Raw genomic sequence first — 14964 nt, 5'->3', positions numbered from 1 at the left:
TTCGAATGGACGACTCGACACAGCAGTCGGGTTATACGCCGAACCGCAGGCAGGTACTGACCGTGGGCGCCGCAGCGATCGCGCTGGGTCTGCTGCCCCGCGCGGCCGGCGCGACGACAGAGCCGCAGTCCCGACCGCAGCAGGGGCGGGTGGTCGCGTCGCTCAACGGCACGTGGGACTTCCTGCCCACCACCGGAACGCCGGCCACCCCACCGACCGCCGGTCCGTGGTCGGAGATCCTGGTGCCTGCCGAATGGAACATGACCGCGGGCAACTTCGCGACGTCGTGGGGCGCGTATGACGTGTTCGAGACGCCGCCCGAATGGAACACTGTCGACGTCGCCTGGTATCGGCGCACGGTCTCGGTGCCCGCGACCGAGCACGGCAAGCGGATCGTGCTGCGGTTCGAGGCGGTCAACTTCGAGGCCACCGTGTTCTGGAACGGCACGCAGGTCGGCGGGCACGCCGGAGGCCTGCTCCCGTTCGAAGTCGACGTCACCGACCAGGTCACCTGGGGCGCGATGAACACCGTGCACGTGCTGGTCCGCTCTGGCAAGGTGGCGGCCCGACAGTCCGACGGCTGGCACTATCCGAACGGCTCGTGGTGGGGCCAAACCTGTTGGGGCATCTGGCAGGACGTGTGGTTGCTCGCCCGTTCGCCGGTCCACGTACAGGACAGCTTCGTGACGACGTCGGTCACGAACAGCCGGATCTCCGTCGTCACCACGCTCGCCAACGATGGCACCACGCCGGCCACCGTGTCGATCGACCACGAGGTGACCGACGGCGGCAAGACTGTGCTCCGGTCCACCGGCACGGTTACGGTGCCCGCCGGTGCCACCGCCACTGTCACGTTCGACCAGGCATGGACGAACCCCCGGCTCTGGCATACCGAAGACCCGCATCTGTACCAGCTCACCGCGTTTGTCCGATCCGGTGCCGCGGTGACCGACACCTCGACGGTGCGGTTCGGGTTCCGCGAGGTCGGGGTGCGGGGCACCGACATCCTGCTCAACGGCAAGCCGGTCATGCTGCGCGGCGACGCGTGGCACTACATGGGCTCGGTCCAGAACAGCCGTGCCTACGCGACCGCCTGGTTCACCATGGTCAAGGCGCTCGGTGTCAACTACCTGCGATTGCACGCTATGCCTTACCCATCGGTGTACTACGACGTAGCGGACGAGCTCGGCCTGCTGCTCGTCGCCGAGTCGGGCATCTACGGTTCGTCCGGCAACTACGCACTGTCCACAAGCGACTTCTGGGCCAACTGCGCCGACCACCTCACCGCGCGGGTGCTCCGCGACCGCAATCACCCATCGGTGTTCGCGTGGTCGGCCGAGAACGAGATGCTCGCCGCGTTCGGTCAGACCTGGTCGGCGAAGGTCGCGGCGCTCAAAGCGGCCGTCACCGTCCTGGACACCACACGACCCGTCTACTTCGAGGGCGACGGCGACCCGCAGTCGGCAGGCGATCTGGAGAGCACGCACTATCCCTTGGAGATCACGACCGGTAGCACCGCGATCCCGGAGTCGGCGTACGCGCTGGCGCCCGGCCAACCGAGGGCGAACTTCTGGGACCGCAAGAAACCGATGCTGATCAGCGAGTTCAGCTCGATGTACTACGCGGTGCCCGCCCAGGTCAGCGCGGTCGGCGGGCCGGCGGCCTACGCCGATCTGGACGGCCTCTGGGCGGCTCACGCGCGGATCGTCGGCGCTCAGATCGAGGGCTTCCGGTACGCGGGCGTCACCGGCATCTCACCCTGGAACATCGTTTGGTACGGCATGCGTCAACTGCCGTTCGACCCGGCGCGGGAGTCGCTGCCCCTGTCGGAGCCGACCGGGCCGAAGCTGCGCCAGGTCGGCCGGTGGGCGTCGACACTCAATCCCGGGTTCGAGCACGGCCTGCCCGCGTACTCCCCCAACCCGATCCACGACGCCGCGGCGAGGGTACTGGCGCCGACAGCGGCACTGGCCACAGACTACCGCACCCACTTCTTCGCCGGCAGCACGCTGACTCGCACCTACGCCGTCTACGACCAGGTCGAAACCCAGCGTACGGTCACAGTTTCCTGGACACTGAAGCTCGACCGCGGGCCCGTCAAGTCCGGTTCGCAGCAAGTGAGTGTGCCACCGGACGGCAAGGTGGACGTCACTTTCGCCGTCCCGGTACCCTCAGTCGGCCGCACCACGTCCGGCACCCTGACGGTCGCGGTCGCGGCGGGCGCGGGCGTGCTTTACCGATACCCGGCGCCGGTCACCGTGTATCCGGCGTCGATTGCCAAGCGCACCACCAAAGCGCCGCTGTCCGCCGCCGTACTGGAGACCGCGGGTTCGACGGCGACGAGCGCCGCGCTTGCCGCGCTGGGCGTCACAACGAGGACGATCACCGATCTGTCCAGCCTGCCGACTGGCGACGAAGTACTGGTGTTCGGCGAAGGTGCCACTGTCACAGCCACCGCCGACCAGGTGACCGCGCTGACCGCGTTCGTGCGGAGCGGCGGCCGTGTGCTCAGCCTGGCTCAGCACACGCTGCCGCAGCTGCTCGCGTGGCCGGTGCTGCTGACGACGTCGCCGCAGACCATCGCGCACGTGTCCGCGCCACACCATCCGGTGCTCGCCGGGATCGGCGTAGACGACCTGAAGTGGTGGCACACGAACGCCGAGCAGGTCGTCCAGAGCTCGATGGTGAAACCGAGGTTCGGCGCGTTCACGTCGCTGGCGGACGTCGGACCTGGCCTGGCGTCCTCGGCACTGGCCGAGGCACCGTACGGGTCGGGCACCTACCTGTTCTGCCAGTTCCCGGTCGTCGCGGCCGCCGCGGCCGAACCGGTCGCCGCGGTGTTGCTGCGTAATCTCCTGGAGTACCTGGCCAGTCGGCCGGTCGCGCCGCGTGCACGGCTCGGCGTCGTCACGGCGGACGGCTCGCCGGTCGCGACGACACTGGGCGCGGCCGCGGTCGACTTCACCTCGATCACCGACACCACGAATCTATCCACTGTGGACGTACTGCTGGTCGACGCCGCGGCAGCGAGCACGGTCGACTCCGTCGCGGTCGACAAGTGGATCGGGACGGGCGGAACGTTATGGGTCAACGGGCTCACCCCGGATACCCTCGCATCACTGGCTGCGGTGCTACCGACAGACGTAAAGCTGACCACGCTGGACCCGGCTCACCGGCTCGGCGCTGTCACCACCGGGAAGTCGGCTATGGCCGACGGCCTCACGAATGCCGACCTCGATTGGCCGGGCTCGACCACCCCCCTGGTCACTGCGACCGTGTCCGGAAGCGGCGGAACGTCTGCTGTGGACAGTCGCGGGGTCGACTGGACGTCGTTCTCGAAGGGCTCCGAGCAGAACAAGTACCAGATCGCGGCGGAGAGCGCCCGAGGCTTCCAGCCAGCCAGCGTCCTGTGGGAAAAGCGGGTCAGCGGAGGTCGTATCGTAGTCGACCAGTTGCGGTGGGCGGTGGCGACAGCGTTGCCGGCCCAGACGGCCGTCGCCGCCGGCATCGCTTGCGGTCTCGGCGTCGGGTTCACCGTCGGTTCGGGTTCCGGGCTGATCTCGACCGACGGCTGGCAGGGCTTCGCCAACCCGAACAACGGCGCGGCCGGCCGTGGTTACGATCGAGACGGGACGAGCCGCTGGTCGAGCAACACGTTCCAGCTACCCGGTATGTACTACGGCGTCGACCTCGGTGCCACGCGAACGCTGACCCGGATCATCTGGGACTCGGCACTGTCCGCCGGCGACCTGCCGCGCGGCCTGGACGTCCAGACGTCCGCGGACGGCATCACCTACACCACCGCACTGTCCATTCCGGACACCTCGGTCATGAGCAATGCCGGGGTGCTCACGATCCCGCTCGACTCGGTGCAGACCCGGTTCTTGAAGATGACCGACACGGGTTCGGCGTCCGGCAACTACTTGTCCCTGCACGAGCTATACCTGTTCGGTCACTGACGACCTCAATCAGAAAGGCGTGAGGGTGGGAAATCCTGGACGTAGGACGACACGATGGCTGGCCGGCGGCGCTGCGGTGCTGCTCTCGGTCGGTTTGGCAGGCACACCGGTCTCGTACGCGGCGACCGCGACTTCGAACACCGGGATCTCGAACGCCCCACTGGTCGCCGATCCCACCCAGTACGTCGACCCGATGATCGGCACCGGCACCGGGGGCGCAAATGTCGGTGAGATCAATAACTTCCCCGGCCCGTCGACGCCGTTCGGGATGCTCCAGTTCAGCCCGGACACCCAAGGCGCCTATGCCGGCTACCAGTACAACAGCAACAAGATCCGTGGGTTCAGCCTCACCCATGCCTCGGTGGGCTGCCGCCAGTTCGGCGACATCCCGATCCTGCCCACCGTCGGGTCCATCGGTGCGGCCCCCTGGAACACCACCGAGACGTTCAGCCACGACACGGAACAGGCCTCACCGGGGTACTACGCGGTCACCCTGGCCGACTCCCAGGTGCGCACCGAACTGACGTCGACCACGCGAACGGGCCTCGCCCAGCTGACCTTCCCGGCCACCGATCAGGCCCAGGTGCTGGTCAAGGCCGGCGCGAGCCTCAACGGCAACTCCGACGCGAGCCTGCGAACCGTCAGCGACCGCGAGGTGGTCGGCTCGGCGACCACCGGCAACTTCTGCGGTAAAACCAACCGCTACACGATCTACTACGCACTGACCTTCGACCGCCCGTTCACCGCCGCGGGCGGTTGGGACGGCACCACGGTCGGTGCGACGGGTACGTCCGTCGACGTGCATGGTGCCAACTCGGGCGGCTACCTCACCTTCGACACCCGCACGGACCACACGGTGCACGCGAAGGTGTCCATTTCGTATGTCGGTGTCGACAGTGCGCAGCAGAACATGCGCACGGAAGTCCCCGGCTGGGACCTGAGCCCCATCCAGGCCGCCGCGCGTCAGCAATGGAAAGACGCCTTGTCTCGTATCCAGGTCGGCGGCGGCACGACCAGCCGGCTGCGAACTTTCTACACCTCGCTGTACCACTCGCTGCAATACCCGACAACCTTCAGCGATGTCGACAACCGCTATATCGGTTTCGACAACATGATCCACACACTCGAGCACGGCCAGCGCGCGCAGTATGCGAACTTCTCACTCTGGGACACCTACCGCTCACTCGCACCGCTGCAGGGCCTCCTGTACCCCCGCATCGGAAACGATCTCGCGCAGTCGCTTGTCAACGACGCCTCGCAAAGCGGCTGGTTGCCGAAGTGGCCGGTGGCCAACGGCGAGAGCGGCGTGATGAACGGGGACAACGCGACCCCTTTCCTGTCCGCACTGTATGCGTTCGGCGCACGTCAGTTCGACGCCGCCACGGCCCTGAAGTACATGCTGAAAGGTGCCAGCACGCCGGCCGAACCGGGAGCGTCGTACCTGGAACGGCAAGGGGTTGCCGACTACCAAAAGCTCGGTTATGTGCCCAACGACAGGGCTGAATTCGGCCATGTCTCGGAGGGCGCGTCGCAGACGCTGGAATACGCTGTCGACGACTTCTCGATCTCGAAGTTCGCCGATTCGCTAGGCAAGCGCGACACCGCGAACACCTACGCCCAGCGAGCGCAGAACTGGCAGAACGTCTTCGATCCGAGTACCGGCTATCCGCGTCCGAAGGACAGTCAGGGCGCTTTCCCCGCCGGGCCCGGTTTTGTCCCCCCGGCCGCCGGGCAATTCGGCCAGGACGGGTTCGACGAGGGTAACGCCGCTCAATACAACTTCATGATCCCGCAGAACATGGCCGGGCTGATCACCTCCATGGGCGGCCGGGACGCGGTCAACAAGCGTGCCGACGCGTTCTTCCAGCAGTTGAACGCCGGCCCGAACCTGCCGAACCAGTGGTCCGGAAACGAGATCGACTTCGGCACTCCCTGGTTGTACGACTACACCGGCCAACCGTGGAAAACGCAGGATGTGGTGCGTCGCATCCAGACCGGGCTCTTCGCCGACACCCCCGACGGCGAGCCCGGAAACGACGACCTGGGCGCACAGTCCTCGTGGTACGTCTGGGCCGCGCTCGGTTTGTATCCGAGTACCCCGGGAACCGCGGATCTCGCCTTGAACAGCCCCCTGTTCCAGAAAGCGGCGATCCACCTGCCCAATGGCCGCACGATCAGCATCGACGCTCCGGCCGCGTCCGAGACCAATCGCTACGTGACCGGCCTTACCCTCAACGGAAGGGGTTGGAACTCCACCTCGCTGCCCTCCTCGGTGATCACCCAGGGCGCATCGCTGAAGTTCGCGCTCGCCGGCACACCCAACACCTCGTGGGGCACCGGCCGCGACGCGGCTCCGCCCTCCTATCCGCAGGGACAGGCTCCGGCGATCGGGTTCACCAGCCCGACCGGACAGGTCGTCACGCAACCGGGTACGACGTTGGCGGCGACTGTCGGTGCGGTCGCGACCAAATCGCCTGCCAACGGCGAACCGGTCAGCTGGCAAGCACAACCGGCGGCCGGCATCACGGTGACTCCGGCATCGGGGAAACTGAAGCTGGGAGCAGACGGAAAAGCCCAGCAACCCGTCCAGATCGCGGTGGCCACAGGGCTGAAATCCGGCTACTACTCGGTACCCGTCACTTTCCACACCCAAGACGGGAAACCGGTATCGGGCGGAACAATCCTGCTCACCGTGCCCGACCCGGACAAAACCGCCACCACCTGCGATCAACTGGCTCAGACCGATACGGAGTGTGGACTGCGCCGACTCGACAACGGTGACGGCGTGACCACACCGGTGACCGTCGGCGGCCGCGACGCGCGCTCGACCACGACCGGGTCTCCGTACATCTACTTCGACGTCACGAACTCGCTCGTGCCAGGTGGGAAATACCACGCGGACGTCCAGCTCGACTACTTCGACCAGGGCACCGGAAGCTGGTCGCTGCAGTACGACTCCAGCGATCCGGCGCAGAAGTACAAGTCGACGCCGCCGGTAACCCTGACCAACACCGGAACCTGGAAGACGGCCACCTTCACCGTGGACGACGCCGGGTTCACCGGGAGGGAAAACGGCAGCGCCGACTTCCGGCTCAGCAGCAACGGTGGTACCGGGACCATTTCCCGGGTCCACGTCGCAGTAACGGGCGACAACGTGTTGGCCTTACATCTGTGCCCCACGGATCAGTGATCACGGTCGCGGAGCTCGTCCGGTCGGCCGAGCTCCGCGACGGTCTTCTTTGCCAGCGGTAAAAGAAAGGCTGCCCCGATGATCCGCCGAACCCTGCTGACCTCAGTCGCCGGCCTGCTGCTCGTGGCGGCGCTGGCGGCGCCTGTCGGTGCGTCGTCGGCCCCGGCACCGCTCTACCCGAAGGCACCACCGCCGGCGATCGGCATCACCACCCCGACCGGACAAGTCGTGGTGCAACCGGGAACGACGTTAGCGGCAAGTGTCGGTGCGGTCGCCACACAGTCCCCGGCCAGTGGCCAGCAAGTCAGCTGGGAAGCACAACCGTCGGCCGGCATCACCGTCACTCCGGCGTCGGGGAAGCTGAAACTCGGCACGGACGGGAGAGCCGAGCAACCGATGCAGATCGCGGTGGCCCCTGGACAGCGATCCGGCTACTTCCCGATACCAGTCACTTTCCACATCCCGAACGGGACACCGCTGCCGGGCGCGACCCTCATGATCGCCGTCCCAGACGCGGACCAGACCGCCACCACCTGCGATCAACTGGGTCAGACCGACACCGAATACGGACTGCACCGACTCGGTGTCGGCGACGGCGTGACCACGCCCGTGACAGTCGGCGGCCGCAACGCGCGTTCGACCACACCCGGGTCTCCGTTCATGTACTTCGCCGTCCCGAACTCCCTGGTGCGAGGGGGCAAGTACCACGCGGTCTTCGAGCTCGACTACTACGACCACGGCACCGGAAGTTGGGCGGTGCAGTACGACTCCAGCGATCCCGCGCAGAAGTACAAGTCGACCTCACCGGTGGTCCGTACCAACACCGACGCCTGGAAGACGGCCACCTTCACCATGGACGACGCCGGCTTCACCGGCAGGGAAAACAGCAGCGCCGACTTCCGGCTCAGCAGCAACGGCGGTGACGGGACGATCGCCCGGGTACATCTCGCCGTTTCGGGCGGCAACGTGCCGGCGATACACCTCTGTCCCACGGATCAGTGATCGCTGTCCGGTTCCTTTCCTTGCAGCGAAAGAAAGAAGGCTGCCGCGATGTTCCACCGGAAGGGCACGTTCCACCGAACCCTGCTGACCTCAGTCGCCGCCCTGCTGCTCGCCGCGGCGCTGGCCGGGCCGGTCGGCGCGTCATCGGCCGCGACACCAGCCTGGCTGGACACGCGGCTGCCACCGGAAACACGAGCCACCGACGTCGTCGCGGCCATGACCCTCGACGAGAAGATCACCGAACTGCACGGTATCCAAGATGATCAACACCGACGGTACGTGCCGGGTGTCCCCCGGCTGGGTATTCCCCCGTTGCGGGTCGCCAACGGCCCAGCCGGCGTCGGACCCGCCGACGACCCGCAGCAGAGGCCGGCGACCGCGTTGCCCGCGCCGATCTCGCTCGCGTCGACGTTCGACACCAACGCGGCCAAATCCGACGGCGGTCTCCTCGGCTCCGAGACCCAGGATCTCGGGCACAATCTGCTGGAGGCGCCGGACATCAACATCGCCCGGGTGCCGGTCAGCGGCCGGACGTTCGAAGGGTTCGGCGAGGACCCGTACCTCGCCGGTCAGCTCGCGGCCGCCAACATCCAAGGTATTCAGCGCAACGGCACCATCGCCGAGGTCAAGCACTTCGCCGCGAACAACCAAGAGCAAAACCGACTGACGATCAACGAGCTGGTCGACGACAGGACGCTGCACGAGATCTACCTTCCGCAGTTCGAGGCCGCCGTCAAGGACGGTCACGTTGGATCGGTGATGTGCGCCTACCCGCAGGTCAACGGCGAGTTCGCCTGCCAGAACAGCGACCTGCTGCAGAATGTCCTCCACAACCAGTGGGGGTTCTCCGGGTTCGTGCAATCCGACTTCGGCGCCACCCACGACACGGCGGAATCAGCGGTGGCGGGCCTCGATCTGGAAATGCCCACTGGCGAGTTCTACGGCGACGCCATGAAGCAAGCCGTCACGGCCGGCATGGTGTCGGAGCAGATGATCGACGGCCTGCTGATCCGGCGGTTCGCCGTCATGATGGAGTTCGGTCTCTTCGAGCGTCCACTCACGACCTCACCCATTCCGGTGCAATCGGACGGCGCGGTCTCGCGCAAACTGGCCGAAGACGGTTCGGTGCTGCTGCGCAACGAGAACGCGCAACTACCACTCAGCACGAACACGCTGCACTCGATCGCGGTGGTAGGTCCCTACGCGGGCCAAGCCTCGACCGGTGGCGGTGGCAGTTCGCACGTTGATCCGACGTACACGGTCAGCCCGGTCCAGGGCCTCCAGAACCGGGTCGGCGCCGGCGTCCACGTCGACTACTCGCCCGGAGCCACCGCCGACGAGATCCCGAATGCCGTAGCGGCGGCGAAGAACGCAGACGTCGCCGTCGTCATGGTCGGCGACGACGAAACCGAAGGCGTGGACCGCCCGAGTCTCGCGCTCAGCGGCGTGCAGGACCAACTGGTCGAAGCGGTGGCAGCTGCCAATCCGCACACCGTCGTGGTGGTGAAGAGCGGCGGTCCCGTCCTGATGCCTTGGAAAGACCAGGTTCCCTCGATTCTGGAGGCGTGGTACCCGGGGCAAGAGGACGGCAATGCCGTTGCGGCGCTGTTGTTCGGCGACGTCAACCCGTCGGGCAAGCTCCCCATCACCTTCCCTGCAGCCGACGGAGACGTGCCGGCCCATACGCCGCAGCAATATCCGGGCGTGAACGGCACCGGCACGTATTCCGAGGGCCTGCAGGTCGGCTACCGCTGGTACGACAGCCAACACAGCCAACCGCTGTATCCGTTCGGCTATGGGCTGTCCTACACAAGCTTCGCCTACTCCAACCTCGCTGTCTCACCCGTACCGCGCGGCGGCTATGTCGATGTCAGCGTCGACGTCACCAACACCGGACAGCGGTCGGGAGCCGACGTGGCGCAGGTGTACGTGACCTTTCCTGCCGCTGCAGGAGAACCTCCCCAGCAACTCAAGGGGTTCCAGCGGGTCACCGTCGCGGCAGGTCAACGACAGCGCGTCAACCTTCGACTGGACGCGCGCGCCTTTTCCACCTGGAACAGTGCGAAAGGCGAATGGACCGTCGCGGACGGTACGTTCACCGTTCGAGCGGGAGATTCGAGCACGAACCTTCCCTTATCCCGCACGGTAACCGTCTCGCCAACGTCCTTTCACTAGGCCCCCGACCTCAAACCGAAGGTGCCTCCCAAGCGAACCCGTCCGGATCGGTGAAGGGCCCGGCATCGCTGCCGATGGCGATCTGGTGCGATCCGTCGCCGTCCGGGGAGACGCCGGCGTCCTTCGCGGCGGCACCGCGTCCGTAGAGCGCCAGCTTGACCGGCGAGGACGGGGTGTCGAACTCGACGTATTTGCCGCCGAAGCTCTTCGCTACGGCCAGGCCACGCTCGGTGTAGAAACGCTTGCTCGCCTTCACATCCTCGACACCCAGGAGCAGTACCACGTCGTCGACCTGCCGGGTGGCAGGCCCGGTGTCCTTCTTGGACGACGTCGCGACCTTCCAGATCGTCCCGTCCGGGGCCCGCACAACGCCGCCGTAGCCCCAGAACCCCTTCTTGGCAGGCTTCAGCACCGTGGCACCGTTGTCGACAGCCGTACCGATGAGGCTGTCGACGGTGCTCGGCTGGGACACGACGAGCGACAGGGTGAAGCCACGAAAGCCTGACGTCGGCGCCTCCGCGGCGCGAACGCGAACCTTGCCTCCCAGTCCGAAGGCGGCGGCGTAGAACGCTTCAGCGGCCGCGGCATCGGGCACTTCGAGGGTAACGGAATCCAGAGAGGCCATGTCAGCTCAACTCCTGGCTGCGAATCTGCACGGTGATGTCCATGGCGTCGACGTTAGGCGCTGGTCGGGTGCCGATGCTTCTCCATTCCTGATCGATCTGGTCGCCGGTCTCGCCATGGCAGCCGCGGTCCTGGGCGCGACCACGGTTCACCTCCGGTTGGCCAGGACCAAGCTGGACGCGGCGTTCGCCCGCAGCGCGGCCATCGCCGCCTGCAAGCCCCCGTCCTACGCATAAGCCTGCGGATGGACGCCAACGCCGGGTTCGGTATCCCCCGGTTCATCACCGAAGACGTCGAACTGTCCGGGGTGACCGTCAAGGCAGGCAGCACGGTGGTGAACAGCATGGCCGCGGCCAACCGCGATCCCGGCACGTTCCCCGACCCGGAGCAGTTCGACCCGAGCCGGGCCGCCAACACCCATCTCGCCTTCGGCGCCGACGCGCACTCGTGCCTCGGACAGGGTCTGCACCGAACTGCAGGTCACGCTCGAAGTCCTGCTGGACAAGTGTGCCACCGGAAGAGCGGGCGATGAAGCTGGGCTTCACCCGCTCAAGGATCGGCGGAGCTTGAACAAAGCTCGCGAGTTCTGACACGATCCTCTCGATGGCGACAGCCGGCGCTGATCTCGTGCTGAAATCGAGAGATGTCCCTGGACGAACTTCGCCACCTACTGGAACGCCACGTGCGTCCGGATTTGACCACAACCATCGAGGGCGTCCGGACCTGTAAGGCCGACCACGCCGTGCCGCCGGTGTCCTCGATGTCCGGCACAGTACTGGCAATCGTCGCCCAGGGCACCAAACGTCTGGCACTGGGCGACCGCGTCTACGATTACGGCGCCGGCCAGTTCCTTGTCGCGTCGGTCGACCTTCCGGTGACAGGGCACTACCTCGACGCTGTCCCTGGCCGCCCCGCGCTCGGTTTCGGGATGACCCTGGAACCCGCCGCCATCGCGGAACTGCTGCTCCAGGCCGGTCCCGGAGACCTGCCGCAGTCCCCCACCGCCGCACGACCGGGAATCGCGGTCAGCACTGCCCCGGACGAGTTGATCGACGCTGTCGTGCGGCTGCTGCGCCTCCTCGACCGGCCACGGGACCGGAAAGCACTGGTGCCCTTGGTCAAGCGCGAGATCCTCTGGCGATTGATCACCGGCGAACAAGGTGACGTCGTACGCCAACTCGGCCTCGCCGACAGCAGCCTGACCCATATCAGGCGCGCTGTTCACTGGATCCGCGAAAACTACGCCAGGCCGTTCCGGGTCGAGGACGTCGCACAGATCTCGGGGATGAGCGTCTCCGCTTTCCACCGGAACTTCCAGTCGGTGACGGCAATGACGCCGATTCAGTACCAGAAGCACATCCGGCTGCAAGAGGCGCGACTGCTGCTGGCGAACCGGCCGAACGACATCACCGGAGTCGGCCACCGCGTCGGCTACGACAGCCCGTCCCAGTTCAGCCGGGAATACCGACGCCAGTTCGGTGCCCCGCCGAGCCTTGACGCCGGGCGCATGCGCGCTGAAGCCAGTCCTGTCGGCGCCGCGCTGCCGTGACGGCCGGGGCGCCGCGCTCCAGCCGAAGAGGATTGTGCAAGCACGCAAGAGGATCTTGCTGGCCCGGGATTCGCTGCGTTGCTTAGCTGGAGATACCACGCAATGGAGGCGAAATATGGCTGTATCACTCGGCCGACTGGGCTTCTTTGTCGGTGAGCCGTACCTGGCGGCGTTGACCGGCGAGCAGGTCGGTGCGTTCACGGGGCAGTTGGAGCAGGCCGGGTACAGCGGGATGTGGCTGGGTTCGGCCAGCGCCGATTTCCGGCTGGCCGAACCGATCCTGTCCGCGACCAGCGGGCTGGTGTACGGGACCGGGATCCTGAATGCGTGGATCGAGCCGGCCGAGCGGGTGGTCGCCAGCTATCGGCGACTGGGCCCGGCCTACTCCGATCGAGTGTTGGCCGGGATCGGCATCGGGCACCCGGAGCGCCCGGACAACCAGCAGTACGCCAAGCCCTACGCGAACCTGGTCGCCTATCTGGACACGCTGGCCGAGATCCCGCCCGAGAACCTGGCGCTCGCCGCGCTGGGCCCGAAGGTGCTCGCGCTGGCCGGGAAGCGCACCGCCGACGCGCACCCGTATTCCACCACGCCCGAGCACACCCGCCAGGCCAGGGAGATCCTCGGTACCGGCCCGTTGCTGGTCCCGGAGCAGAAGGTGTTGCTGGAGACTGACCCTGTCCGGGCGCGCGAGATCAGCAGGCAGTCCACCAGTCTCTTACTGGGCCTGGCGAATTACCGCAACAACTTCCTGCGGCTGGGCTTCACCGAGGAGGACCTTGCCGACGGCGGCAGCGACCGACTGGTGGACGCCGTAGTCCCCTGGGGTGACCCGGCCGCGGCGGCGGCGCGCATCCGCGAACACCTCGAAGCAGGCGCCGACCAGGTCGCCGTGCACGTCCTGGGCACCGACAACCCACTACCCATCGCCGAGCTGAGCGAAATCAGCGCCGCGCTGGCGGACTAAGAGTCAATCCACTTCGCAAGGGAGAATTCTCATGCAGTACCGCGTCCTCGGACAGACAGGCGTGCGGGTCAGCTCGCTCGCGCTCGGCGCGATGAACTTCGGCTCCATGGGACGCACCACCCAGGACGACGCCACCGGTATCGTCCATGCCGCCCTTGACGCCGGCGTCAACCTCATCGACACCGCCGACATCTACAGCAACGGCGAGTCCGAGGAGATGGTCGGCAAAGCCATCGCCGGACGACGCGACGACCTCGTGCTGGCCACGAAGGCGGCCCTGCCGATGGGCGACGAGCGCAACCACCTGGGCGGCTCACGCCGTTGGCTCGTGAGGGAGTTGGACAGCAGCCTGCGGCGGCTCGATGTCGACCACGTGGACCTCTATCAGATCCACCGGTGGGACCCCTCGGTCAGCGACGAGGAGACGCTCTCCGCGCTGACGGACCTGCAGCGCGCCGGGAAGATCCGCTACTTCGGCTCCTCCACCTTCCCCGCCTATCGCCTCGTGCAGGCGCAGTGGGCCTCCCGTGAACTTCACCTGGGCCGGTACGTCACGGAGCAGCCCAACTACTCGATCCTGCAGCGGGGCGTCGAGACCCACGTGCTCCCGGTGACCGAGGAGTACGGGATGGGTGTGCTCGTCTGGGGCCCGTTGGCGTCCGGCTGGCTGTCAGGTGCGATCCGCGCCGGTCAGGAGACCCGTACGAACCGAGCGGGCCTCATGGCGCAGCGCTTCGACGCCTCGCACCCCGCCAACCGAGCCAAGCTCGACGCCGTCGAGAGTCTCGTGAAGCTAGCCGACGAGGCAGGTCTGACGCTGATCCAGCTCGGCCTCGGATTCGTCACCGCCCACCCTGGGGTGACCAGTGCGCTCATCGGCCCGCGCACGCTCGATCACCTGCACTCGCAGCTGGCCGCCGCCGACACCGAGCTCTCCGACGATGTCCTCGACGCGATCGACGACATCGTCGCTCCCGGAACCGACCTCGCCGCACACGAGAAGAACGATGCCCCGCCCGCGCTGCTCGACCCGTCACTGCGCCGCCGTGATCACCGCTTTGACGGACGGCGCAGCGGCGGACTGTTCAGCGGGAATGTCGCCTGACGCCGTTGCCGTGAGCTCACCGCAACACCGACACCGGAGGTATTCATGAGGATCGGCCTGACCATTCCGAACTTCACCTGGCCGGGTGGTGATGCGGTGATCGGGTCGAAGCTGGCGGAGGTCGCGCGCACCGCCGACGAGGCCGGCTTCGACCAGATCTCACAATGGGAGCGTTGAGCCCCCTGTAGCCCGCGGCGCCGGAGCCGTACTCCCGGTCACCGACGAGGCACTTGTGGCTCTTCGGCCGCATGGGCGGGTCGTTGCCGCCGCAACTCGCCGTCGGTGAACGTGGGACTCGCCGACAGCATCCGGCGAACACCGCGAGTCCCACACTCAGAGCGCTGAGTTCCACGCTCGCGACCCCACGCAGACGACCGACGGTGCCCGCACCAC

General features: G+C 66.9%; 11 protein-coding genes. 10 read left to right on the top strand and 1 reads right to left on the bottom strand.

Going from position 1 to position 14964, the window contains the following annotated elements; translation table 11 throughout:
* The first annotated feature begins 5 nt into the window (after positions 1–5).
* The 4 genes from JWQ81_RS43750 (at position 6) to JWQ81_RS43735 (ending at position 10326) form a co-directional block, all read left to right on the top strand.
* Positions 6–3959 (top strand): glycoside hydrolase family 2 TIM barrel-domain containing protein, encoded by a 3954-nt coding sequence (locus JWQ81_RS43750; protein ID WP_297551540.1) that lies wholly within the window; start codon positions 6–8, stop codon positions 3957–3959.
* Between the two features lie 25 nt (positions 3960–3984).
* Positions 3985–7149 carry a GH92 family glycosyl hydrolase gene (locus JWQ81_RS43745; RefSeq protein ID WP_297551539.1) on the top strand — a complete coding sequence of 1055 codons (3165 nt, stop codon included), beginning with the start codon at positions 3985–3987 and terminating at the stop codon, positions 7147–7149.
* 78 nt (positions 7150–7227) lie between these two features.
* On the top strand, positions 7228–8151 hold the full coding sequence (locus JWQ81_RS43740; RefSeq protein ID WP_297551538.1) for a hypothetical protein: 924 nt from the start codon (positions 7228–7230) through the stop codon (positions 8149–8151).
* 48 nt (positions 8152–8199) lie between these two features.
* Entirely contained in the window at positions 8200–10326 is a 2127-nt protein-coding gene (locus tag JWQ81_RS43735; RefSeq protein WP_297551537.1) for a glycoside hydrolase family 3 C-terminal domain-containing protein, read from the top strand.
* Between the two features lie 10 nt (positions 10327–10336).
* On the opposite strand, the gene JWQ81_RS43730 is transcribed toward JWQ81_RS43735, so the two are convergent.
* A complete protein-coding gene (locus tag JWQ81_RS43730) occupies positions 10337–10951 on the bottom strand; it encodes a glyoxalase (protein ID WP_297551536.1) in 615 nt (204 codons plus the stop codon).
* Here JWQ81_RS43730 and JWQ81_RS43725 point away from each other — a divergent pair.
* The 6 genes from JWQ81_RS43725 (at position 10950) to JWQ81_RS43700 (ending at position 14748) form a co-directional block, all read left to right on the top strand.
* Entirely contained in the window at positions 10950–11186 is a 237-nt protein-coding gene (locus tag JWQ81_RS43725; protein WP_297551535.1) for a hypothetical protein, read from the top strand. The two genes, JWQ81_RS43730 and JWQ81_RS43725, sit on opposite strands and share 2 nt — an antisense overlap.
* An 8-nt stretch (positions 11187–11194) precedes the next feature.
* Positions 11195–11482 carry a cytochrome P450 gene (locus JWQ81_RS43720; protein WP_297551534.1) on the top strand — a complete coding sequence of 96 codons (288 nt, stop codon included), beginning with the start codon at positions 11195–11197 and terminating at the stop codon, positions 11480–11482.
* A 111-nt stretch (positions 11483–11593) separates the two neighbouring features.
* The gene (locus JWQ81_RS43715) at positions 11594–12499 is read left to right on the top strand and encodes an AraC family transcriptional regulator (RefSeq protein ID WP_297551533.1); all 906 of its coding nucleotides are present in this window, start codon (positions 11594–11596) and stop codon (positions 12497–12499) included.
* 115 nt (positions 12500–12614) lie between these two features.
* On the top strand, positions 12615–13466 hold the full coding sequence (locus JWQ81_RS43710; RefSeq protein WP_297551532.1) for a TIGR03620 family F420-dependent LLM class oxidoreductase: 852 nt from the start codon (positions 12615–12617) through the stop codon (positions 13464–13466).
* Positions 13467–13497: 31 nt separating this feature from the next.
* A complete protein-coding gene (locus JWQ81_RS43705; RefSeq protein ID WP_297551531.1) occupies positions 13498–14571 on the top strand; it encodes an aldo/keto reductase in 1074 nt (357 codons plus the stop codon).
* Between the two features lie 45 nt (positions 14572–14616).
* Positions 14617–14748, top strand: a complete 132-nt coding sequence (locus JWQ81_RS43700) for a hypothetical protein (RefSeq protein WP_297551530.1) — start codon at positions 14617–14619, stop codon at positions 14746–14748.
* Positions 14749–14964 lie beyond the last annotated feature (216 nt).

The sequence above is a fragment of the Amycolatopsis sp. genome (assembly GCF_025464955.1).
Classification (GTDB): domain Bacteria; phylum Actinomycetota; class Actinomycetes; order Mycobacteriales; family Pseudonocardiaceae; genus Amycolatopsis.
Note: the sequence above shows the minus strand (reverse complement) of the source record. Positions and strands in the feature narration are given on the sequence as shown.

Excerpts from the sequence above, each read along its gene's own strand:
- JWQ81_RS43750 (WP_297551540.1), top strand. The coding sequence starts at position 6 with ATGGACGACTCGACACAGCAGTCGGGTTATACGCCGAACCGCAGGCAG.
- JWQ81_RS43740 (WP_297551538.1), top strand. The coding sequence starts at position 7,228 with ATGATCCGCCGAACCCTGCTGACCTCAGTCGCCGGCCTGCTGCTCGTG.
- JWQ81_RS43735 (WP_297551537.1), top strand. The coding sequence starts at position 8,200 with ATGTTCCACCGGAAGGGCACGTTCCACCGAACCCTGCTGACCTCAGTC.
- JWQ81_RS43725 (WP_297551535.1), top strand. The coding sequence starts at position 10,950 with ATGTCAGCTCAACTCCTGGCTGCGAATCTGCACGGTGATGTCCATGGC.
- JWQ81_RS43730 (WP_297551536.1), bottom strand. The coding sequence starts at position 10,951 with ATGGCCTCTCTGGATTCCGTTACCCTCGAAGTGCCCGATGCCGCGGCC.
- JWQ81_RS43720 (WP_297551534.1), top strand. The coding sequence starts at position 11,195 with ATGGACGCCAACGCCGGGTTCGGTATCCCCCGGTTCATCACCGAAGAC.
- JWQ81_RS43715 (WP_297551533.1), top strand. The coding sequence starts at position 11,594 with ATGTCCCTGGACGAACTTCGCCACCTACTGGAACGCCACGTGCGTCCG.
- JWQ81_RS43710 (WP_297551532.1), top strand. The coding sequence starts at position 12,615 with ATGGCTGTATCACTCGGCCGACTGGGCTTCTTTGTCGGTGAGCCGTAC.
- JWQ81_RS43705 (WP_297551531.1), top strand. The coding sequence starts at position 13,498 with ATGCAGTACCGCGTCCTCGGACAGACAGGCGTGCGGGTCAGCTCGCTC.
- JWQ81_RS43700 (WP_297551530.1), top strand. The coding sequence starts at position 14,617 with ATGAGGATCGGCCTGACCATTCCGAACTTCACCTGGCCGGGTGGTGAT.